Source organism: Pseudomonas sp. ICMP 8385, assembly GCF_002699915.1.
GTDB classification, from domain to species: domain Bacteria; phylum Pseudomonadota; class Gammaproteobacteria; order Pseudomonadales; family Pseudomonadaceae; genus Aquipseudomonas; species Aquipseudomonas gessardii.
In genome coordinates, this window is sequence record NZ_LKBY01000135.1 from 86,558 (window position 1) to 108,668 (window position 22,111).

Genomic DNA, 22,111 nt, shown 5'->3' on the forward strand with positions numbered 1-22,111 from the left:
GTCCCTATAAAACGAATGCAACCGAGGAAAATTAGCGACTTGAGAACAACTATCTTTTAGCTGCCGACGCAGCCGGGAGTAAGGCCCACGCGCATCGAGGCCTTTGAAAAAGCAGGTAAATACAGGCGCGGCAGACACCAGGGTCGAGTGGAATGCCTCAACCCTGGAATCTGCCGCAGGGGTTCACTTCAGCGCTTAAAACTTCACAGCTGGTCGGCAGAAAAGCCTTCGGCCATGGCCACGATCACCTTGCGCGGGCCCTCGAAGGGCGCACGCGCGTGAGCCGCCAGCATGTTGTCGAGCATCAGCACATCGCCCGACTGCCAGGGGAAACTGATCATGCAATCGTCGAGCACCGCACGGATCTGGTTGAGCACCTCGTCTTCGATGGGCGTGCCGTCGCCGTAATAGACGTTGCGCGGCAGATCCTCCTCATCGACGATGTCCAACAGTGACTCGCGCACCTCCGGCTGCAAGTTGGAGATATGGAACAGGTGCGCCTGGTTGAACCAGACCATTTCCCCCGTGCGCGGATGGCGGGCCACCGCCTGGCAGATCTGGCGGGTACGCAGCTCGCCGTCGTCCTTCCATTCGCAGGTAATGGCGTGTGCCTTGCAGTACGCCTCGGCGACGGCTCGGTCTTCGGTATTGAAGACCTGCTCCCAGGCCACATCCAGGCCGTTGCCGAAGTTGCGGACATACATCAGGCCCTTGCTGACGAAACGCTCGCGAATATACGCCGGGATGCGCTTGTAGACTTCACGGCTATCGGCAATCGGCGTCTCGCCTCCCGACTGGGCGGCGATCATGCTGTAGAACCAAATTCGCATGGGCCAGTCACGGGAGTAGGCCTGCTCATTGTGCAGCGGGATACGCTGGTGCGCCGGATACTCGGTCGAGGTGTACACCCCTTGCGTGACACTGCTGCGCGGGGTCGAGCCAAACTCGTAGCTCAACAGCGGGTGACCAAAGCTGGCGGCAAACTCGCGAAACTGCTCGGCCCCCGCCAGGGTAAACCCGCGAAACAGAATCCCGCCGTCGCGCAGCAAGTGCTCATCCACCAAGGCACTGAGCTCTTCAAACACCGCCAGCAGGCTGGTGTCCGGCTCAGTGGCTTCGACCAGCAGCGGCAAGCGCCCCTGCCCTGCCCGTAACGGACCAACGGAAAATCCCAAGGCAACACCCATCACGGGCCTCCTGTAAACAATCAATGGCGCCAGCAGGCGCGGTTCTAGCGAGCGAGCGCGCTCATCTGGGTATAGCGGCGATGATGCCCCTCCAAGTGTTCCTTGATGACCCGCAGCACCCGCGCCTCATGCTCATGAATGAAGAAGTGGCCACCGGTCATCATGTCCACCGAGAAGCTGCCGCCCGTCTCCTGGCTCCAGCCGATCAGTTGCTCGGTGGTGGCCTTGTCTTCCTTGCCGCCCAGCACATGGACCGGGCACTTGAGCCGTGGCCGCTCCCGGGGACGGAAGCGGCCGCACAGCAAGAAGTCGGCACGCAGTACCGGCAAGGTCAGGCTCATCAGTTCCTTGTCCGCCAGCACGGCTTCACTGGTGCCCTGGAACGTACGCAACTGATCAATCAGTTGCTCGTCGGTCTTGGGCTCGGCAAAGTCACGGTCGTAGTCGCTGCGCAGGGTCGGCGCGGCCGTGCCGGAAGCGAACAGCGCCACGGGTTCCGGGCAGCCCAGGGCGCGAAACGCATGGGCCATTTCACACGCCAGCAAGGCCCCTAGGCTATGCCCGAACAGCGCATAAGGGGCTTCAAGCGCCGGCTTGTGCTCCGTCGCCAATTGGCGCGCCAGGGCATGCATATCAGTTTGCAGGGGTTCATCAAAACGCGCGCCACGGCCCGGCAGTTCTACCGGCTGCACGTGCAGCCATTGCGGCAGTTTGCGCCGCCACCGACTGTAGACCATGGCGCTGGCGCCGGAGTACGGCAAGCACAGCAGTGTCAGCTTGGTCACCACGTTTACCTCAATCCATTACGTGTAAAAGGAACGGATGAAGACCTGGGCAAATTAGGGGCACGCCAGCGTGCCTGTAACGCCACGTATAAATTTCATGCAGCAGCGCTCGTTCCCTTGCTCAGGCCCATCGCCAATACAAGAGGGATCGCCGTGGATTTGCAGAGCATTCTGACCCAGCTGTTCGCCAATGCCGGCGCCGTCGGCATTGAAGGGGTTTTTCAATTCACCTTCGCCCCCGAACTGGCATTCTGGTCCGAGGTCAAGGCCCACAGCCGCACCGAGCGCGGGCGCCACGCCCACCCCGACGTGACCATTGAGGTGACGGAGCGGGACTTCCTCGGGATCATGGGGGGCGCGGCCAACGTCGAAGAACTGTTTGCCAGCGGGCGCCTGAAGATCAGCGGCAATATGGGCCTGGCCACGCTGCTGCCACAGATCATCGAGCAGGCACGCCAGGGTGGCGCCAAGGCTGAAAAGGTCGACAAGAACAAACGCTACCCAACGCCGCCGCGCTTGAGCGAACGAATTTCAGCCAGCCAGCCACCCCTGAACACCGTGGAACGGCGGCCGCGCAGCGACGTCTCGGTCAGCGAGTTTCGCCGCCGCTATGTGCCCCACGGCATCCCCCTGGTGATCAGCGATGCCCTGCAGGACTGGCCCCTGTTCAAACTCAGCCGTGAAGAGTCCCTGGCGCACTTTGCCCAACTGCAAGGCATCACCCGTCACGGCGACTACGTGAAGAAGACCTTCTCCGCCGACCGCGACTTTCGCTCCACTTCCATGGCGGACTTTATTGCCTCGCTGGACACGCCCGCCTCGAAAAGCCCCGACGGCACGCCGCCCGCCTACATGGGCAACAATATTCTGCCGGCGCAACTGATGCAGCAGATCAGGCAGCCGCCCTACTTCGACCCGTCGCAGTTTATCGCGCCACGTATCTGGATCGGCCCCAAAGGCACGCTGACGCCCCTGCATCGCGATGACACGGACAATCTGTTTGCCCAGGTTTGGGGGCGCAAATCCTTCATCCTCGCCGCACCGCACCACCGTCAAGCGCTAGGCACCTGGTCGACGTCGCCAGAAGGCGGGCTCGACGGCTGCGACGTCAACCCCGATGCACCGGACTACCAACGCTTTCCGGCATCCCGCGAGGTGACGTTCCTGCGCGTGATTCTGGAGGCCGGCGACCTGCTGTTCCTGCCCGAAGGCTGGTTCCACCAGGTGGAGTCAGTCTCCACCTCGCTGTCGGTGAATTTCTGGGTCAACTCCGGGCGCGGCGGGTAACACCCGCCCCCACATCAGCCCCCTGGCGCCTTTGCAACCTTCAAATGCCGCGCATACCAGGGGCGCCGGGGCACCTTGCGAAACAGCTGGGTGAGCTGCTCGTCATCCGCACTAAACGTGATGCGCAGCGCCAGCTTCATGGTCTCTGGATCCATCTCCACCGACCGGCCCATCTGCAACCCCGGCGTGGTACTGCAACCGTGCGTCACCGGGCCCAGCCAGGGATCCGCCACCTCCACCCAGCGCCCAGGCGCGAACCAAGGCACGCCATTGACTTCAAGGCGGCTGACGGTACCGGGATGAAAACGCTCGTGCGCCCGAAACCAGTCCTCGATACGGTCGTCGATCCAGCCATGGAAATACCAGAACACCGGGTTCACATGGGAGGAAAACGGATCGCCGAGAAAGTCATTCTGCGCCCCATACCAACGCCCGGCGAAGTCTGCCGGGTCGCGGGCAAACGGCACCGGGGCGCCATTGGATGGGTCCCGTGGCACCGAGGCCCAACGCATGTGCAGCCAATCATGCAGGCCCAACTCAACTTCCGAACCAAACTGCCCCAGGGTGAGCTTGGCCAGATAGCGCGGATCGCGATACTGCGACTCCCAGACCTGGAAATTGCTGTGGTAGGTCTCGCTGGCCTTGATATCGCTGACCCATTGGGTGTAATCGCTGTCACCGCTGGCCAGCCAGGTGGGCGGCAGGGCAAAGCCATCGTGGTTGTCGAAGTAACGGGCAAACCCCTGGCGATCACGCTCAAGCTCCGGCTGCGGTGCGGGGAAACGCGACCAGGACGGCAAATCCTGCATCGAGCGCGCCGTACCCAGCATGTGCCGATGCATAAAAAAGAAGTCGATCCCCGAGCCGTTGCGGTCTTTGCGCGGGCCGCGGGCATCGCGCTCCTGATCCCGTGGCCCGGGCTGCCAGCCAATCCCGCGCAAGGCGTCGCGCTTGTCTTCGGCGAGCTTGTGCCACTGATCGCGAGAGGCGTGCCACAGCTGGTGGAACAGGCGATGCTCAGGCGCGATCAGCCAGGCCAGCAAGGTCTGATTCAAGCCAATACGCTCCCGGGCCTCGGGAAACAGGTGTTTGGTGGCAACAAAACGGCTGTCCAGCTCGGGGAGCGCCAAAGGCCGGTCCAGGCGCAGGATTTGCCCGCTGAGGGTGCCGCTGCCGGCATTGCCGAAATCCGCCCAGACTTCATCCAACATCATTTTGAGTTCATACACCGGCGCACCACCCGGCGACTCACGGTCGATCAGGCGCCAATACAGCTCAGCCCCCTCGCCCGGCACCAAGTCCCCCATCACCTGGTAACGCGGCTCAACATCGGCACGCAGTTGTTCGCCAGTATCCAGGTAGCCACGCAAGCCGCGCCCGCGCGGAGCAATATCCAAAAACAACTCCAGCCCCTCACGTGGCAGACCGTGGAGCCCGCCATCACGCCCTTCCAAGCGCAGGCTCCAGACACCTCGCAGGGAATCGGCCAGGCGCTGGCCGGCCGTATCGGCGAGGTCAACCGTCGCTTCTTCCGGCGTGACCGGGAATTCTTCACGCGTCAACTCGCGATGGGCATAAAAGGCTGCGGGCACTGCGGCGCCCGTCAGCGCCAGGCCTGCGATGAACCCTCGTCGAGAAATCGTCATGTTCCTACCTGTATTGTCCCGCCTGGTTTGCCCGGCCGGAATCAGCCATGGAGCAGGCTTTATCCAAGCTAGAACGTTTGTTGCCACAGGAAATTTACCGCCACGGGCGTGCGGCCTAAATTTCCCTTTCCATCGCTCGTTCTTCCCAGATAGCAAAGGCCCTTGCGCCTGCACTTCGACGGCGAACCAACTGAGATGGCAATGACAAAACCACGTTCGAGAAAGGCTCTTTACATCGGCCTGCCGCTGGCCTTGGCCATTGGCGCCGGGGCCGGTTTTCTGGCCTGGGACCATTGGTTCAAGGGCAATGCCGGCTACCCGCTGGAGGTGATCAAGCAAGCCAATGAAATGCAGGATCGCTTGCTGTCCTTCGACAGTCACATCTCGCTGCCGCTGAATTTCGGCACCCACAATCATGAAGCCGACAAAGACGGCGACGGCCAGTTCGACCTGGTCAAGGCCAACCGTGGGCGCCTGTCCGGGGCCGCCCTGACGATCTTCGGCTGGCCCGAGATGTGGAACGGCGACAATGCCCCCCATCGCCCCACCGCCGGGTTTGTCGAAGAAGCACGCAACCAGCAGGAGGTGCGCTACAAAATCATTTCCGGGATGGTCCGCGACTTTCCCAATCAAGTGGCCATTGCCTACACCCCAGACGACTTCCGACGCCTGCATGGCGAAGGCAAGTTCGCGATTTTTATCAGCATGCTCAATGCCTACCCACTGGGTAACGACCTCAACCTGTTGGACATCTGGGCCGCACGCGGCATGCGCATGTTCGGCTTCAGCTACATCGGCAATAACAGCTGGGCCGACTCCTCGCGCCCGCTGCCCTTTTTCAACGACTCCCCCGACGCCCTCAACGGCCTGTCGGACATCGGCCAACAGGCCGTGCATCGCCTCAATGACCTGGGGGTGATCATCGACGTTTCGCAGATGTCGACCCAGGCCCTGGAACAGGTCGCGCAACTGAGCCGCACGCCGATGGTGGCCTCGCACTCGGCGCCTCGCGCCTCGGTGGATATCCCGCGCAACCTCAGCGATAAAGAGATGCAACTGATCAAGAACAGCGGCGGCGTGGTCCAGGTCGTCGGGTTCTCCCAATACCTGCGCCCACTGACCCAGCCCACCCAGGACAAGCTCAATCGCCTGCGCGCGCGTTTCGACCTACCACCGCTGCCGAACCTGGCCATGGCGCTGATGCCGGGCGACCCGATTATCGCCGCCTGGCCTGAACAGAAGTTTGGCCAATACGCCAGCGGCCTGTATTCGATCCTTGAAGAAGAGCCCAAGGCCAGCCTCAAAGACTACGGCGACGCCATCGACTACACCGTGCGCAAGATCGGCATCGACCATGTTGGCATTGCCTCTGACTTCAACGAAGGGGGCGGTGTGCAAGGTTGGAACAATGTCAGCGAGATTCGTAACGTGACCGCCGAGCTGATTACCCGCGGCTACTCCGAGGCGGACATCGCCAAACTGTGGGGCGGCAACTTCCTGCGGGTCTGGGACCAGGTGCAAAAAGCCGCCACACCGGTGGCCGACCGCTGATTGCCTTTGCCTTTGCCTTTGCCTTTGCCTTTTGCCGACAAGTGAACCTACCTATGACTGATCGCCGTACGTTTCTCAAACAGGCCGGGATACTCGCCGCAGGCCTGCCCCTGGGCGCAGCCGTCCTGAACCGGCACGCATTGGCAAACGCTTCACCCCCCGTGCCCGAGGAAAAATGGGCGCAACTGCGCCAGTTGTTCACCCAGGACCCTGACTACATCCACTTCTCCAATTTCCTGGTCACCTCCCACCCCAAGCCCGTCCGCGATGCGATCGAGCGGTACCGCGCGCAGATCGACCGCAACCCCGGCCTGGCCATGGACTGGGACTTGCAGGAAACCTGGAAACGCGAAGCCGAGGTCCGTGACTGGGCTGGCCGTTACCTGCAAGCCAAACCGGGGCAGATTGCCTTGACCGGCAGCACCACCGAAGGCCTGGCGATGATCTACGGCGGCATTCATGTGCGCCCGGATCAAGAGATTCTGACCACGGTCCACGAGCATTACTCCACCGAATTCACCCTCGACTACCGGGTCAAGAAGCAAGGCACCCAAGTCCGCAAGATCAAGCTGTTCAAGGACGCCCACCGGGTTTCGGTGGATGAAGTGCTCAGCGCCATCAACCGTAATATCCGCCCCAATACCCGGGTCCTGGGCATGACCTGGGTGCAATCGGGCAGCGGCGTGAAACTGCCCATCGGCGAAATCGGCAAGCTGGTGGAGGCACTCAACCGCAGCCGCGATGAGCAAGACCGCATCCTCTATGTGGTCGATGGTGTACACGGCTTTGGCGTGGAAGACCTCAGCTTCCCACAGATGCACTGCGACTTCTTTATCGCCGGCACCCACAAATGGATGTTCGGGCCACGGGGCACCGGGATCATCTGCGCCCGCTCCGAAGTGCTCAAGGACGTCACCCCGACGGTGCCGACCTTCTCCGAAGACACCAACTTTGCAACCACGATGTCACCGGGCGGCTACCACGCCTTTGAACATCGCTGGGCCTTGAGCGAGGCGTTCAAGCTGCACCTGCAACTGGGCAAGGCCGACGTGCAGGCCCGTATCCACGGGCTCAACCGTTATCTGAAGGAGCGCCTGCTGGCCCATTCGCAGATCGAACTGGTGACCCCCACCAGCCCCGAGCTTTCGGCAGGTTTCACCTTCTTCCGGGTCAAGGACCAAAGCAGTGACAAAGTGGCGGCCTACCTCATGGAAAACCGTGTGGTCAGCGACGCGGTGCACCGCGACGCCGGTCCGGTGATCCGCACCGCCCCGGGATTGCTCAATACCGAGGCCGAAGTCGATCGCTTTATGACCCTGCTTGGCAAAAAACTCTGAGGCCGCCCTTGAGTGCCGATTTTTCCTATGGAGACGACTGATGACTTGCACGCCCACCCCTTCGACGCGCCCCCTCAAGACCCTGGCGGCCCTGGCCACCGCCCTCTGTTTGCTGCCAGGCCTGGCCGCAGCCGCCACCACCGCGCAGCAGCCAGGCAAGGTCTTCAAGGACTGCAAGGACTGCCCGGAAATGGTTGTGTTGCCGGCCGGCACCTTCACCATGGGCACCCCGGACGATGAAATCGGCCACGAGCCTGACGAAAGCCCGCAGCACCCAGTGACCTTTGCCAAACCCTTTGCCATCAGCCGTTTCCAGGTACTGGCCGGTGAGTTCAAGGCCTACCAGAGTGAAACCGGCGCCCGCCTCAATGACTTCGATGTACGCCCCGGTCGCCGCTGCACCAACGGCAAGCCGAGCTACCCCCAGCAATCACAACAACCGGCTGTGTGCATGAACCTGGCCGAAGCCCAGGCTTATATTGCCTGGCTGTCGAACAAGACCGGCAAGCAGTACCGCCTGGTCAGCGAAGCCGTACGCGAGTACGCCGCCCGTGGTGGTAACCCAGGCCCGTTCCCGTTCCCCTTCGATGAAGGCACGCAGTATCAGATCTCCAAGCACGCCAACACCTACGGCCCGACCGATGGCTATACCTACACAAACCCGGCCAAGGCCTTTACCCCCAATGCCTTTGGTGTTTACAACATGCACGGCAACGTCTCCGAATGGGTTGCCGATTGCTATCACCCCAACTACGTCGGCGCCCCGGCTGACGGCAGTGCCTGGGTCGAGAAAAGCTGTGAGCTGCAAAGCATCCGTGGCAATGACTACCTCGAAGCCCCCGTCTTCTCGCGCTCCGGCAACCGCAACAACATGTACCCCAACGAGAGCGGCGACTGGCTGGGCTTTCGCGTAGAACGCGACCTTTGATCCTGCCACCGGACCGCAACCCGTTGCGGTCCTTTAAATAAACCGCCAGGCCATTCGTTTTGGTTATTAGCGGCCCTTTTTTCTTCTCCTGGCAGGAAACTTCCATGAACAAGCCAACACGCGGGGCAATCAAAGAATTGCTCGCCCTGCTCAAGCCCTTCCGCCTGATCGTCTGTGTCTCCATCGTGCTCGGCATGATCGGGGGCCTGAGCGTGACCGTGTTGCTGGCCACTATCAACAATGCCCTGCACGCCCCAGAAGGCCTGACCCAGACCGTCATCGCCTTGTTCGCCGGCCTATGCCTGCTGGCCCTGGCCAGTTCAATCCTCTCGGACATCGGTACCAATTATGTAGGCCAGCACATCATTGCCCGGTTGCGTAAAGAGCTGGGAGAAAAGGTCTTGTCGACCCCCATCGAGCAGATTGAGCGCTATCGCACGCACCGCCTGATTCCGGTACTGACCCACGATGTCGACACCATCAGCGACTTTGCCTTTGCCTTCGCCCCACTGGCGATTTCCCTGACGGTGATCCTCGGTTGCCTGGGTTACCTGGCGATGTTGTCGTGGCCGATGTTCCTGATGATCCTGGTGGCGATCGGCATCGGCAGTGTGGTCCAGTCGATTGCCCGGGCCCGCGGTATCAAGGGCTTCATCGCCGCACGCGAAGCCGAAGACGAACTGCAGAAGCATTACAACGCGATTGCCGAAGGGGCCAAGGAACTGCGCATTCATCGTCCCCGCCGCCAGCGCATGTTCACCCTGGGGATCCAGCGTACCGCCGACGCCATTCGCGACACCCAGATCAGCTCGATCAACACCTTTATCATCGCCAAGAGCTTCGGCTCGATGCTGTTCTTCGTGGTCATCGGCCTGGCCTTGACCCTGCAATCGCAATGGCCAAGCGCCGATAAGACGGTGATGAGCGGCTTTGTCCTGGTGCTGCTGTACATGAAAGGCCCACTGGAACACCTGATCGGCACCTTGCCCATCATCAGCCGTGCACAGATCGCCTTCCGGCGTATCGCCGAACTGGGCGAGCAGTTCTCCTCACCCGAACCGCACTTGCTGCTCAGCGACACGGGCGCACCGGCCACGCCCGTGCAGACCCTGGAACTGCACAATGTCAGCTACACCTTCCCGGCCGTCGAAGGCAGCGCGCCCTTCCGGCTGGGCCCGGTAAACCTGAAGATCAACCAGGGCGATATCACCTTTATCGTCGGCGAGAATGGCTGTGGCAAAACCACCCTGATCAAGTTGCTGCTGGGGCTGTATGCCCCGCAACAGGGGGAGATCAGCCTCAATGGCGCCGCGATTGACGCGACCAACCGCGATGACTACCGGCAACTGTTCACCACGATTTTTGCCGACTATTACCTGTTCGATGACATTGTCCAAGGCGACCAACACATCCCGGACGACGCCAACCGTTACCTGGAACGCCTGGAAATCGCGCACAAGGTCAGCGTGCGCGACGGCAACTTCACCACCACCGATCTTTCCACCGGCCAGCGCAAACGCTTGGCGCTGGTCAACGCCTGGATGGAAGAGCGTCCGGTTCTGGTGTTCGACGAATGGGCGGCTGATCAGGACCCGACCTTCCGCCGGATTTTCTACACCGAACTGCTGCCGGACCTCAAGCGCCTGGGCAAGACGATCATCGTGATCTCCCACGACGACCGTTATTTCGATATCGCCGACCAACTGGTGCGCATGGAGAGCGGCCGGGTGATGACTCAGGCGCAACCCGCCTGACAGAACGTGTGTACGACTGACGATTTGCTTCACCCCACAACTAAAAAATAACTTTCTGCCTCTTACAGACCAGGTAAAACAAATGACAAGGCCCGCTCTCCGACAACTCAACCCTTATGTCAAAGCCGTTGCGATGTCTCACGCCCTGAGCAAGCACTTCTCCCTCACCACCCTGAGCCTGGCCATGGCCATGGCGCTGCCTCTGGTGGCACATGCGCAGGAGCAGGCGGTGAACTTCAATATCCCGGAACAGCCACTGGCCAATGCCCTGCAAGCCTTCGGCCAGCAGTCGGGCGTGCAAGTGCTGTACAGCCCGAATGATATTCAGGGCTTACACAGCACACGCCTCAACGGTACGTTCAGTGCACAGGAGGGGCTGGCGAAGCTGTTGCAAGAGACCGGCGTCAATTACAGCTTCCAGGGCAATGCCGCGAGCATCAGCCGCAAATCCGGGGATGCCCTGGAACTGGCTGCAACCAGTGTCGTCGGGCAAGCAGGCCTGGGCGTCAACACTGAAAACACCCGCTCCTACACCACCGGCGCGGTGACCATCGGCAAGAGCGAACGCAGCCTCAAAGAGATCCCGCAAACCGTTACGGTGCTGACGGCCCAACGGATCAAGGATCAAAACATCACCACCCTCAACGACGTCTACGGCCTCGTGCCAGGGGTGGTCACCTACGGTGCCCTCAACGGCGACAACCAACCGTATGCCCGTGGCTTTGAGATCGACAATTTCCAGATCAATGGCATTCCGATCCCGGCCGGCACCAGCACCGGCATCACCTCGCTGAACTGGTCAGACCTGATCTCCTATGAGCGCGTGGAAGTCCTCAAGGGCTCGGCCGGACTGTTCCAGGGCGCCGGTTCCCCAGGCGGTGCGATCAACCTGGTGCGCAAGCGCGCCAGCGGCGACTTCAAGCTGAGCACCGTGACCCAGGCCGGGACGTGGGACAACTATCGCCAGGAAGTCGATGTTCAGGGTGCCCTCAACGAAGAAAAAACCCTGCGCGGTCGTCTGGCGACCTCCTACAACACGCGTAGTTATTTCTATGACGGTGGCAAGAGCAAGCGGGCATCGACCTACGGCGTCCTGGAGTTCGACCTCAACCCGGATACCTTGCTCAGTGCCGGCTTCACTTATCAGAATGCCGATAACCGCTCGACCATGGACTGGGGCCTGCCGGGCTACAAAGACGGCTCGAAGATCGACTTCAAACGCTCGACCAACCTCAGTTCGCCATCGGACTATAACGACGTCGAGTCGACCCAGTATTTCTTCGAGGCCAAACATCAGCTCAATGAAGACTGGAAAGCCACCCTGGCCACCAACTACACCCGTTTCAACCTGGATGCCCTGTACAGCAACACCGGCGGCCAGATCGACCCGATCGACAATTCCGGCGCCTACAACTGGGCCGAGGGCCGTGGCGAAAACAACTACCAGTACAACACCGATCTGTTCGTCAACGGCAACTTCGACATGCTGGGCCGGCGCAGCGAAGTGATCCTGGGTGCCAACCTCTCCCACAGCAAACGGGTTGCCGCACGTTACGAAGTCACCGACTACAACAGGGCCTACGACTTCATCCCGGATATCCTGAATTTCACTCCCCCCAAATATGCGCGGACCAAAAAGTACCGCACCACCACCTCGACCCTCGACCAGCAAGGCCTGTACGGCTCCCTGCGGGTCAATGTGTTCGAGCCGCTGGACGTGATCGTCGGCGCGCGTGCCAGCTGGTTCGATTACAAGCAGGACCAGCTCGACGAAACGAACGGCCGGCACATCAAGAGCGACATGCAGACCAACGCCAAGGTGGTGCCGTTCTATGGCCTGGTCTATGCGCTGAACCCCAACTGGTCGACATATGTCAGCTACGCGGAGATCTTCACCCCGCAACTCAACGTCGAAACCGTTGACGGCAGTGCCCTGACACCGCGCTCGGGGGATACCTACGAACTGGGCCTCAAGGGCGAGTTCTACGACGGTACGCTGAACACCAACTTCGCCATCTTCCGCACCACCTACTCCGGGCTCGCCCAGCGCGATCCGAACCAGCCAACCACCTGCAATTGCTATGTGGCAGGCGGCAAAGTGCGCTCCCAAGGCTTTGAAGCCGAGATCACAGGCAGGGTCATGCCTGGCCTGGACCTGACCGCTGGCTACACCTACAACACCAGCGAGTACGTCAATAATCCGAACAACCCGGACCTGGAAGGCACCACATTCCAGACCTCCATGCCCGAACATATGCTGCGCACCTGGGCCAACTATCAGTTGCAAGGTGAGTACTCGAAGTGGCAGATCGGCGCAGGCAGCACCATCCAAAGTGGTGTTTATGGCCGCCATGTGGGGGGCAACGTCGGCAAAGGGATCAAGAATGAGACAGGTGGCTATGCCATCTACAACGCACGCATTGGCTACGACGTAAACAAGAACGTCAATCTGTCGGTCAATATCGAAAACATCTTTGACCGCACGTATTACTCCCAGACGGGCACCATCGAGAGCAACAGCTACTACGGCAACCCGCGCAACATGATGTTCACCATGCGCACCAACTTCTAAGCGCGCCCCCCGGGCAGGCACCTTGCCTGCCCGGGTTTCCCCTCATGCATCACCCCGTGCAGGGTTGACGGTCCATCCCCGGACCCAGGCAGCGCGCGCCCAGCAGCGCTGACACCAGCACCACCGCCCCCGCCACCAGCGCCACCCAGAACCCGCTGGGTGCACCGAAGCGGTCGATCATCCAGCCAGTACTCGCCGCCCCCAGTGCCACGCCAATGCTCAGGCCGGTGATCAACCACGTCATGCCTTCGGTCAGGCGGCTGGCCGGCACGACTTTTTCCACCAGGGCCATGGACACAATCAGTGTGGGGGCAAAGAACAGCCCGGAAACGAAGATCGCCAGCGCCAGCCCGAGAATATCCCCCACCCACAGCAACGGCAGGGTGGTGAGGGCCGTGGCCAGGCCGCAGAACAGGAACTGGCGGTGCAATGGCATCGTCAAGCGCAGGGCTCCGAAGGCCAACCCGGCCAGGCACGAGCCAATGGCATACACCGACAGCACAATACTGGCGGCCGCCGGTTGGCCCTGATGCTCGGCAAACGCCACGCTGACCACATCCACCACGCCGACGATGGTGCCCATGGCCATTAACAGCAGCATCAGCACCAACACTTTGGGGGAGGCGATCAACCAGCGTCCCTGAGGGCCATGATGCGCATGGATCGCAGGCTCGGTCTGTTTTTGCAGGACGAAGCTGGTCACGCCGACTGCCAGCAAAATCGCCGCCGCCAGGGGCCCGGCTTCGGGAAACAGCAGCACGCACAACCCCACCGACAGCGGCGGGCCGAGGATAAAGCACACCTCGTCGAGCACCGATTCCAGGGCAAAGGCCGTTTGCAACCGCGGCTGGCCACGGTAGATCGCGGTCCAGCGCGCCCGCACCATGGCCGACATATTGGGCATGCAACCGGCCAGGGCGGCAAAGATAAACAGGGTCCAGTCCGGCGCCTGCAAACGGGTGCACAGCAACAGCAACAGCAGCGCAGTACCACCGATCATGGCCGCCACCGGCAAGACACGGCCCTGGCCGTAACGGTCTACCAGCCGTGAAACCTGCGGCGCGCAAAAGGCCGTGGCCAGGGCAAACGTCGCCGCCACCGCGCCCGCCAGCCCATAGCCGCCGCGCAGTTGGGACAACATGGTGATCAAGCCGATACCGGTCATGGAAATCGGCATGCGGGCGAGCATGCCGGCCGATACAAAAGCCCTGGAACCTGGCGCCTGGAACAACTCGGCGTAGGGGTTTGCCATGGTGCGTGACCTCTTGCTGGGAACCCTGGAGCGTGCCATTCAATGCCATCCGGGGAAAAGATATACGCTGCGTATGTGACAAATAATGAGTAACATACGCAGCGTATGTCAACCACTCACCCGCCGATAGCGAGCGTTTTCCCATGAGCCGAGCCCGCGCCGAGATGATCGAACAAACCCGCGCCCGCCTGCTGGCCAGTGCCCGCCAGGCCTTTGCCAGCCAAGGCTTTGCCAATACCTCGATGGATGATTTCACCGCCCGCGCCGGCCTTACGCGTGGGGCGCTGTACCATCACTTTGGCGATAAAAAAGGGCTATTGGCTGCGGTGGTTGCGCAACTCGACAACGAAATGGACGAGCGTCTACAGCAGATCAGCGCCCAGGCCGCCAACCCCTGGAATGGTTTTTGCGAACGCTGTCGCGCCTATCTGCGTATGGCCCAGGACCCCGAGATCCAGCGCATCGTGCTGCAAGATGCACCGGCGGTACTTGGCGAAAATACCGCAGCCCAGCAGCAATGCATCCAATCATTGCGCGGGCTGCTGGAGGGGTTGATGCACGCCGGGTTGATTGAACAGGCTCCCAGCCTGGCGCTGGCCCGTTTGATCAATGGCAGCCTGGTGGATACAGCGCAATGGATTGCCCATGCCGAACGCCCGGATGAATGCCTGGAGCAAGCGCTGCAAGGGCTGGAGTTGCTGCTGCGGGGGTTGAAACCCCAGCGCTGACAGCCCGCGACAGCCATCAGGTGCGCCGAAGCAACAACGCCGCCACCGCACACAACGTCAACGCCACACACGCCAGGTAGAACGCATCGCTGTAAGCCATCAAGAAGGCCTGCTGCCGCACCCCCTGGTCGAGCAAGCCCAGCGCTTGCTGCTGATCCGGCCATTGCTCCTGCAGCAGGCCGCCGCCCGGCAAGCGTTGCTGCAAGGCCGGTTCAAAGATGCTCAGCGACTCACCGATACGCGCCGAATGCACCTGCTCGCGCACCACCACCAGTTGCGCCAGCAAGGCCGTGCCCACCGCGCCGCCCAGGTTGCGCAACATCGAGAACACCGCCGAGGCCGAACCGGACTCGGCCTTGGCCAGCCCATGCACCGCCAGCACCGACAGCGCCACCATGATCAGCGGCTGGCCAATGCCCCGCACCACGATCGACGGGATGATCACGTTACTGGCGCTGTCTGCCGACAAATGCGCGCCCATCCAGCAGCCCAGGGCCATGATCGCGAAACCCGAGGCCACCAGGATCTTGGCGCTCAGCCACTTCATCAGGTGTGGCAGGAACGGTGCCAGCACCAGTTGCACCAGGCCATAGGCGATCAGGCTAATGCCAATTTCGCTAGCGTTATAGCCCTGCATCTGTGACAGGTAGTTGGGCACCAGGAACACCAGGCCATAGGTGCTGGCGCCGAAGATAAACATCGCCACGCTGGCCACGCCAAAGTTGTAGTGCGCCAGCAGCCGCAGGTTGATAAAGCGTTTGCCGCCCCACACTTGCCGGCCGACAAAAACCACCAGGCCCAGCGCCGCCGCCAGGCTCATCCACACAATAAAGGCCGAGCCGAACCAGTCCTTGCGCCCGCCCTCCTCCAGCACGATCTGCAAGGCCCCCAGCCCCAGCACCATGCAGGCGATGCCCAGCCAGTCGCCCTGGCGCAACAACCCCAGGTTCATCGGCTGGCGCTCGATGGACCAGGCCACGGCTGCCAACAGGGCAACGCCGGGGAACAGTTGCAGGTAGAAGATCCAGCGCCACGAATAGACATCGGTCAACCAGCCGCCCATGGACGGCCCCGCCGCCTGGGCCACACTGTTGGCCAGGCTGAACAGGGCCATGCCCAGGGGGATCTTGCTGGCGGGCAGTTCGGTGATGATCAACTGGAACGACAACGGGATCAGCACCGCCCCCGCCGCGCCTTGGATGACCCGGATGATGATCATCACCGGCAGGTTCGGCGCCATCGAACACGCCACCGAGGCCACCAGAAATACTCCGGAGCCCCACAGCATCACCCACCGCAACGAGAACACCTGCACCAGCCACGCCGTCAGCGGGATCATGATGATTTCGGCCACCAGGTAAGCCGTGGAAATCCACGAGCCCTCCTCGAACGTGGCCCCCAGGGCGCCTTCGATTTCCGGCAGCGCGGCGCTGGTGACATGCACGTTCATGCCGGCCATGAAGCACCCGAACAAGCCACCGATCACCGCGACCCAGGCGCGAAACGAGACGGTCGCGGGGCGCGCATCAACCACCATGGGCCCGGTCCTGCTGGCTGGCCGGACGGGTGTCCACCGTGGCAATCACCGACATCCCCGGCAAGATGGCGGGCGCATTGGCCTCGTCCTCGACCAGGCGGATTTTCACCGGGAAACGCTGGACGATCTTGGTGAAATTGCCGGTGGCGTTGTCCGGCGGCAACAAGGCGAACACCGCGCCGGAACCGGGGGCGATACTTTCCACCTCGCCGCGCCAGCGCTGGCCGGCAAAACTGTCCACCGCAATATCCACCGATTGCCCCGGGGCCATGTGCTGCAACTGGGTTTCCTTGTAGTTGGCAATCACATAGGCCTGCTCCACCGGCACCACGGCCAGCAATGGCAGGCCTGGCATCACATATTGCTGGCGACGCACCTTGCGCTGGCCCACGACCCCGTCGAACGGCGCGCGGATCGCCGTGTCATTCAAGGCATTCTGGGCCAGGGCCAGGTTGGCCTGGGCCTCGCCCACCCGGGCCTGGGACTCGGCAATCCGCGCCTGGGCCTGTTGGCGGCGCGCCTGCAACACCTGGCACTGGGCCTGCTGCCGGGCCACTTGGGCACGGGCCTGGGCCACGGCGGCCAGGGCCTTGGCCTGGCCGGCGCTGGCAGTTTCCAGGCGCTCACGGGTAGCAATCTGCTGGTCCACCAGATCGCGGTAGCGCAGAAAGTCCAGGCGCGCGCGCTGGGCCTCGGCCTCGCTGCTATGCAAGGCCGCCTCGGCCTGGGCGATGCGTTGCTGCTGCTCATCGAGACGTGCATCGAGGGTATGCAGGCTCGACTGACGGGCCGTCGCCGCCGCCCGGGCCTGCAGCAACCGGGCCTGGGTGCTGCGCAACTGCTCGATAAAGTCGCGGTCATCCAGACGCACCAAGACATCCCCGGCCTTGACCGGCTGGTTGTCCTCCACCAGGACCTGGGCCACGTAGCCGGCAATCCGCGGGCTGACCGCCACCCAATCGGCGCGTACATAGGCATCGTCGGTTTCTTCAAGGAAGCGCCCCACCTGCCACCAATACCCGGCAAACAACCCCACCCCCAACAACGTCACCAGTGATGCGCCCGTCAGCAGTACGCGGCGATGGCGCGCCATCAAGCCGGAGGTGGATGGCAGGGTCGCGGGTTCAACAGCCTGGTTCATGGCTTGGCTCCAAGGGCAGCAAGGGGTAAGGGTTGAGGTTGATCGTCGCGTTGCCAGCCGCCACCGAGCGCCTGGAACAGGTCGATCTGACGGTTGATCAAGCGCAGGTCGGCCCGGGCCAGGGTGGCCTGCAGGGTGACCAGGCGGCGCTCGCTGTCCAGCAGGTGCAGGGCATCGAGGGCACCGGCCCGATAACTGCGGGTGGCCAGCTCGAACGCCTGCTGGCTGTGGTCCAGCGCGGCTTGCAGAGCCTGGCGGCGCTGCTGTTCGGCCTGGTACAGCACCAGGGCTTGCTCGACCTGTTTCAAGGCGCTGAGGACCGTGCCGTCAAAACGCGCCTGGGCCTCCCGCGCCTGGGCCCGGCGCTGCCCCACTTGGGCCCGGGCAACGCCGCGCTGGGGAAAGCGCCAGGACAGCAACGGCCCCACGGAATACACCAGCGCCTCACTGTCCCCCAGCTTGCCCAGGCTGCTTGCGGAAGACGCCAGCGCGGCACCGAACGTCACCCGTGGATACAGTGCGGCGCGGGCGATGCCGATGGCCAGCGTGGCCGATTGCAGCTGGCGCTCGGCACGCCGGATATCGGCACGCCGCTGCACCAGCGCCCAGCCATCCCCCACGGGCAGCGGCGCCTGCAATTGCGGGCGCTGGGCACAGGTTTGCCGGGCCACCGCCAACGGCGGCAGGCCACTGAGCACCGCCAGTTCATACAGCGCCGCCTGATGGCGGGCAGCCAACAGGGGCAGCGGCGCACGGGTTTCTTCCAGCAGGCCATTGAGGCGCGCCAGGTCCAGCGCTGTCGCCGCGCCGGCCTTCTGCAGCCGGCGAGTGACGTCGACACTGCGCTCCAGCACCTGCACCGAATGGCGCTGCACCTGGCGGCTGAACGCATAGACACAGGCCTGGCCATAGGCCCGTGTGGTCTGCGCGGCCACCGTCACCCGCCATTCATCCTCCAGCGCCCGCGCCGCCTGCGCATCCGCGCGGGCGGCGGCCAGGCGGTAACGCATCTCACCCCACAGGTCCAGGGTGTAGCTCAGGGAGAACCCGGGGGCGTGGCTCCACTCGGCATCGGCCTGCTCACCGCTGGCCTGGGCCAGGGTCTGGTCATCCCGGCTGCGGCCGTAGCCTACGCTGTAGGCCAGGCGGGTCGAGGGTTGGCGTTCGCCCTCAACCTGCTCCAGGCGCGCCAATAACGCGTCGACATGGGCGGCGGCGGCCTCAAGGTCTTGGTTGTGGCTCAAGGCCTGCTCGACCAACAGATCCAATTGCGGGTCACGGTAAAGCTGCCACCAGCGCGCGGGCAACGCCTGGGTCGCCGGCCCGCTGGACAAAGGCGGCGTCGCCTGGGCTGTCAACTGCGCTGCTGGCTCGTCGGGCAGGCCACTGCATCCGGCCAGCGTGCCCAGCAGAAGCAGGGCCAGGGCTACCGGGGATCGATTGCTAGTGGGGGGATGAACGACAAGGCTGGGCATCACAAAGCTCGCTGAAGAATGAGCTTTGCAGAGTAGGCACGCGCCCTGGCGGATTCGCCCGCGCCAAGGCCATGTATCGTCGCCAAATGGACAATTGGGTTACATGAAGCAACATCAGGCCCGGGGGCGGAAATGACTCGGCGGATAACCCAGCGAGCGCCGGAACATTGCGCTGAACGCACTCGGGCTCTGGTAACCATGTTCCAGCGCCACTTCCAGGATCGAGGCGCCCTGGGCCAGCAACTTCAGGCTCAAGGCCAGGCGTGCGCGTTTACGCCACTCGCCAAAGCTCATGCCCAGTTCCCGCTGGAAGATCCGGCTTAGGGTGCGCGCGCTCATATTCAGGGTGTCGGCCCAGGATTCCAGGCTGCTGTCATCGGCCGGGTTGCCGATAAACCGGGTACACAATTTGGCCAGCCGTGCTTCGCCGGGCACTGGCACATGCATGGCCACCACCGGCGCGGCCAGCAGCTCCATGCGGATCACCTCCACCATGGCCTGCAAGCGCGGGCTGTTGACTTCGCCGGCAATCAGCGTAGCCGCCACGATCAGCTCGCGCAGCAACGCCGAGACCTCGATCACCTGGCAGGTCCGGCCCAGGCTCGGCTCCACCTCGGGCAACAGGAACAAGGTGCGCATATGCACCTCGCCGGCCATGCGGATCTCGTGGGGCGTGCCGGCAGGTACCCACAACGCATGCCCGGACGGCACCAGCCAACTGCCCTGGGCCGTGCTGACCACCATCACCCCGGAGACGCCGTGAATCAATTGCGCCTGGGTATGACAATGGGGATGCACCACTTCATCGTTACGGTAATTGTCAGCATAAGCCTCAAGCCAAGGCCGGTGCGCAGTTGTCATGGGCAGCGTCTCACGTCGTTAAGCCGGTGATTCTAACCAAAAGCCCCATGGCGAAAACGATAGATATAGACAGCCATCGTCGCATTCCAGACAAGCCGCTGAACTTGTGCCGCACGCCGTCAGTCAGCTCAAGGGACTCCTGGAAGAAAAGTTGGGTGGACAATGCGCGATCTGAACAACGAACCTCAAAGTGCCATCGATGCCCACGGCATCATCGGCGACATGCGCAGTGCGGCGCTGATCAACGACCAGGGCAGCATCGACTTTTTCTGCTGGCCGGAATTCGACAGCCCGTCGATCTTCTGCTCGCTCCTGGACGCCCCCGCCGCCGGGATCTTCCAGCTCACCCCGGACCTGCCCGGGGCGCGCCGGGAACAGATCTACCTGCCGGACACCAACGTCCTGCAAACCCGCTGGCTGAGCGATGAGGCGGTGGTGGAAATCACCGACCTGCTAAGCATCAGCGATGACGTCGATGACCTGCCCCTGCTGATCCGTCGGGTGCGGGTGATCAGCGGCAAGGCCACCGTGCATATGCGCTGCGCGGTACGCCATGACTATGCCCGGGCCCCCACCCGGGCCACGGCGGATAACGCCGACGTGTGCTTTAAAGCCCCGGGCCTGCCCGGCCTGCGCCTGGCCAGCAGCCTGCCCGTGCAGATCGAGGACGATGCCGCCGTCGCCTGCTTTACCCTGGACCAGGACCAGGGCGCCGAATTTGTTCTCGGCGCCCTCGACGATGTACGCGTCGACAGCCGCGGCACCGACCTGTGCCTGCAGCGCACCCTGGCCTTCTGGCGGGGCTGGCTGGCCCAGTCCAACTACCGCGGGCGCTGGCGCGAAATGGTCAATCGCTCGGCCCTGGCCCTGAAACTGCTGACCTCGCGCAAACACGGCGCGATCCTCGCAGCGGCCACCTTCGGCCTGCCGGAAGCCCCCGGCGGCGAACGCAACTGGGACTACCGCTACACCTGGATCCGCGACGCCTCATTCACCGTCTACGCCTTTATGCGCCTGGGTTTTGTCCAGGAAGCCAATGACTACATGCGCTGGCTGCGCGGGCGCGTCAGCGACTGCCAGGGGCGGCCGATGAAAATCAACATCCTGTATGGCATCGACGGCCGCCAACAGTTGCCGGAAACCGAGTTGCCTCACCTTCGCGGCCACGGCGGCGCGCAGCCGGTGCGCATTGGCAACGGGGCCGTTGACCAGGTGCAACTGGACATTTTTGGCGAACTGATGGACGCGGTGTACCTGGTCAACAAGTACGGCGAGGCCATCTCCCATGAGGGCTGGAAACACACCCGGGAAGTGGTGGACCAGGTGTGCGAGACCTGGAACCAGAAAGACGTCGGCATCTGGGAAATGCGCGGCGAACAGCATCACTTCCTGCACTCGCGGCTGATGTGCTGGGTGGCGCTCGACCGCGCCATCCGCCTGGCCTCCAAACGCTCATTGCCGGCGCCCTTCGCCCGCTGGGACCAGACCCGCCAGGCGATTTATGAAGACATCTGGAGCAACTTCTGGAACGAGGAACGCGGGCATTTCGTGCAGCATATTGGCAGCACGGCCCTGGATGGCTCGATGCTGTTGATGCCGCTGGTGCGCTTCGTCGCGGCCACCGACCCGCGCTGGTTGTCGACCCTGGAGGCGATCCAGAAAAGCCTGGTGCGCGACGGCATGGTGTACCGCTACCGCAATGACGACAGCCAGATCGACGGCTTGCAAGGCACCGAAGGTGCGTTTACCGCCTGTTCATTCTGGTATGTCGAATGCCTGGCGCGCGCGGGGCAAGTGGAAAAGGCCCATCTGGAGTTCGAGCAACTGTTGCGCTATGCCAACCCGCTGGGGTTATATGCCGAGGAATTCGACAGCCAGGCACGGCACCTGGGCAACACCCCGCAGGCCTTGAGCCATTTGGCGTTGATCAGCGCGGCGACGTTTCTGGATCGCAAGTTGAGTGGGCAGAAAAACGTGTGGCAGCCTTAAGAATCGAGCAGCGCAGCAAAACCCTTGTGGGAGCTGTCCCTCCTCTATTCAAGAACCCGCGCTGGGCCCGTGAACACATAG

General features: G+C 62.7%; 16 protein-coding genes. 8 read left to right on the forward strand and 8 right to left on the reverse strand.

Features of this window, described 5'->3' with window-relative positions:
• Window positions 1-203: 203 nt before the first annotated feature.
• Together AO268_RS27135 and AO268_RS27140 are read right to left on the reverse strand one after the other, a co-directional pair.
• Window positions 204-1,187, reverse strand: a complete 984-nt coding sequence (locus AO268_RS27135) for a TauD/TfdA family dioxygenase (protein WP_076963946.1) — start codon at window positions 1,185-1,187, stop codon at window positions 204-206.
• A gap of 44 nt (window positions 1,188-1,231) precedes the next feature.
• Window positions 1,232-1,975 carry a thioesterase II family protein gene (locus AO268_RS27140; RefSeq protein WP_076963947.1) on the reverse strand — a complete coding sequence of 248 codons (744 nt, stop codon included), beginning with the start codon at window positions 1,973-1,975 and terminating at the stop codon, window positions 1,232-1,234.
• A 150-nt stretch (window positions 1,976-2,125) separates the two neighbouring features.
• On the opposite strand from AO268_RS27140, the gene AO268_RS27145 reads away from it, so the two are divergent.
• Window positions 2,126-3,259, forward strand: a complete 1,134-nt coding sequence (locus tag AO268_RS27145) for a cupin-like domain-containing protein (protein WP_099170409.1) — start codon at window positions 2,126-2,128, stop codon at window positions 3,257-3,259.
• A 14-nt stretch (window positions 3,260-3,273) separates the two neighbouring features.
• Here AO268_RS27145 and pvdP read toward each other — a convergent pair whose 3' ends face one another.
• Complete coding sequence (gene pvdP / locus AO268_RS27150) at window positions 3,274-4,905, reverse strand: pyoverdine maturation tyrosinase PvdP (RefSeq protein WP_099170410.1); 1,632 nt, start codon at window positions 4,903-4,905, stop codon at window positions 3,274-3,276.
• A 201-nt stretch (window positions 4,906-5,106) separates the two neighbouring features.
• On the opposite strand from pvdP, the gene pvdM reads away from it, so the two are divergent.
• The 5 genes from pvdM (at window position 5,107) to AO268_RS27175 (ending at window position 13,047) form a co-directional block, all read left to right on the forward strand.
• Window positions 5,107-6,456, forward strand: coding sequence for a pyoverdine-tailoring dipeptidase-like protein PvdM (gene pvdM, locus AO268_RS27155; protein ID WP_099170411.1), 1,350 nt, complete (start codon window positions 5,107-5,109; stop codon window positions 6,454-6,456).
• Window positions 6,457-6,509: 53 nt separating this feature from the next.
• Window positions 6,510-7,793, forward strand: coding sequence for a pyoverdine-tailoring periplasmic protein PvdN (pvdN, locus tag AO268_RS27160; protein WP_099170412.1), 1,284 nt, complete (start codon window positions 6,510-6,512; stop codon window positions 7,791-7,793).
• 40 nt (window positions 7,794-7,833) lie between these two features.
• Entirely contained in the window at window positions 7,834-8,721 is an 888-nt protein-coding gene (locus AO268_RS27165) for a formylglycine-generating enzyme family protein (RefSeq protein WP_076963951.1), read from the forward strand.
• A 104-nt stretch (window positions 8,722-8,825) separates the two neighbouring features.
• On the forward strand, window positions 8,826-10,475 hold the full coding sequence (locus tag AO268_RS27170; RefSeq protein ID WP_099170413.1) for a cyclic peptide export ABC transporter: 1,650 nt from the start codon (window positions 8,826-8,828) through the stop codon (window positions 10,473-10,475).
• Window positions 10,476-10,608: 133 nt separating this feature from the next.
• Entirely contained in the window at window positions 10,609-13,047 is a 2,439-nt protein-coding gene (locus AO268_RS27175; protein ID WP_169865284.1) for a TonB-dependent siderophore receptor, read from the forward strand.
• 49 nt (window positions 13,048-13,096) lie between these two features.
• On the opposite strand, the gene AO268_RS27180 is transcribed toward AO268_RS27175, so the two are convergent.
• A complete protein-coding gene (locus AO268_RS27180) occupies window positions 13,097-14,299 on the reverse strand; it encodes an MFS transporter (RefSeq protein WP_099170415.1) in 1,203 nt (400 codons plus the stop codon).
• A gap of 143 nt (window positions 14,300-14,442) precedes the next feature.
• Here AO268_RS27180 and AO268_RS27185 point away from each other — a divergent pair, with 143 nt between their 5' ends.
• Complete coding sequence (locus tag AO268_RS27185) at window positions 14,443-15,027, forward strand: TetR/AcrR family transcriptional regulator (RefSeq protein WP_076963955.1); 585 nt, start codon at window positions 14,443-14,445, stop codon at window positions 15,025-15,027.
• Window positions 15,028-15,043: 16 nt separating this feature from the next.
• On the opposite strand, the gene AO268_RS27190 is transcribed toward AO268_RS27185, so the two are convergent.
• From AO268_RS27190 to AO268_RS27205, 4 genes are all read right to left on the reverse strand, one after another.
• Complete coding sequence (locus AO268_RS27190; RefSeq protein ID WP_099170416.1) at window positions 15,044-16,564, reverse strand: MDR family MFS transporter; 1,521 nt, start codon at window positions 16,562-16,564, stop codon at window positions 15,044-15,046.
• Entirely contained in the window at window positions 16,554-17,705 is a 1,152-nt protein-coding gene (locus AO268_RS27195) for an HlyD family secretion protein (RefSeq protein ID WP_099170417.1), read from the reverse strand. The genes AO268_RS27190 and AO268_RS27195 overlap by 11 nt, the downstream gene beginning before the upstream one ends.
• Entirely contained in the window at window positions 17,702-19,180 is a 1,479-nt protein-coding gene (locus AO268_RS27200) for an efflux transporter outer membrane subunit (RefSeq protein ID WP_099170418.1), read from the reverse strand. The genes AO268_RS27195 and AO268_RS27200 overlap by 4 nt, the downstream gene beginning before the upstream one ends.
• Window positions 19,181-19,294: 114 nt before the next feature.
• On the reverse strand, window positions 19,295-20,041 hold the full coding sequence (locus AO268_RS27205; RefSeq protein ID WP_076963959.1) for an AraC family transcriptional regulator: 747 nt from the start codon (window positions 20,039-20,041) through the stop codon (window positions 19,295-19,297).
• Window positions 20,042-20,203: 162 nt separating this feature from the next.
• Here AO268_RS27205 and AO268_RS27210 point away from each other — a divergent pair, with 162 nt between their 5' ends.
• Entirely contained in the window at window positions 20,204-22,030 is a 1,827-nt protein-coding gene (locus AO268_RS27210) for a glycoside hydrolase family 15 protein (RefSeq protein WP_099170419.1), read from the forward strand.
• The last annotated feature ends 81 nt before the right edge of the window (window positions 22,031-22,111 follow it).

Excerpts from the sequence above, each read along its gene's own strand:
- AO268_RS27135 (WP_076963946.1), bottom strand. The coding sequence starts at position 1,187 with ATGGGTGTTGCCTTGGGATTTTCCGTTGGTCCGTTACGGGCAGGGCAG.
- pvdP (WP_099170410.1), bottom strand. The coding sequence starts at position 4,905 with ATGACGATTTCTCGACGAGGGTTCATCGCAGGCCTGGCGCTGACGGGC.
- pvdM (WP_099170411.1), top strand. The coding sequence starts at position 5,107 with ATGACAAAACCACGTTCGAGAAAGGCTCTTTACATCGGCCTGCCGCTG.
- pvdN (WP_099170412.1), top strand. The coding sequence starts at position 6,510 with ATGACTGATCGCCGTACGTTTCTCAAACAGGCCGGGATACTCGCCGCA.
- AO268_RS27165 (WP_076963951.1), top strand. The coding sequence starts at position 7,834 with ATGACTTGCACGCCCACCCCTTCGACGCGCCCCCTCAAGACCCTGGCG.
- AO268_RS27170 (WP_099170413.1), top strand. The coding sequence starts at position 8,826 with ATGAACAAGCCAACACGCGGGGCAATCAAAGAATTGCTCGCCCTGCTC.
- AO268_RS27175 (WP_169865284.1), top strand. The coding sequence starts at position 10,609 with ATGTCTCACGCCCTGAGCAAGCACTTCTCCCTCACCACCCTGAGCCTG.
- AO268_RS27180 (WP_099170415.1), bottom strand. The coding sequence starts at position 14,299 with ATGGCAAACCCCTACGCCGAGTTGTTCCAGGCGCCAGGTTCCAGGGCT.
- AO268_RS27185 (WP_076963955.1), top strand. The coding sequence starts at position 14,443 with ATGAGCCGAGCCCGCGCCGAGATGATCGAACAAACCCGCGCCCGCCTG.
- AO268_RS27190 (WP_099170416.1), bottom strand. The coding sequence starts at position 16,564 with ATGGTGGTTGATGCGCGCCCCGCGACCGTCTCGTTTCGCGCCTGGGTC.
- AO268_RS27195 (WP_099170417.1), bottom strand. The coding sequence starts at position 17,705 with ATGAACCAGGCTGTTGAACCCGCGACCCTGCCATCCACCTCCGGCTTG.
- AO268_RS27200 (WP_099170418.1), bottom strand. The coding sequence starts at position 19,180 with ATGCCCAGCCTTGTCGTTCATCCCCCCACTAGCAATCGATCCCCGGTA.
- AO268_RS27205 (WP_076963959.1), bottom strand. The coding sequence starts at position 20,041 with ATGACAACTGCGCACCGGCCTTGGCTTGAGGCTTATGCTGACAATTAC.
- AO268_RS27210 (WP_099170419.1), top strand. The coding sequence starts at position 20,204 with ATGCGCGATCTGAACAACGAACCTCAAAGTGCCATCGATGCCCACGGC.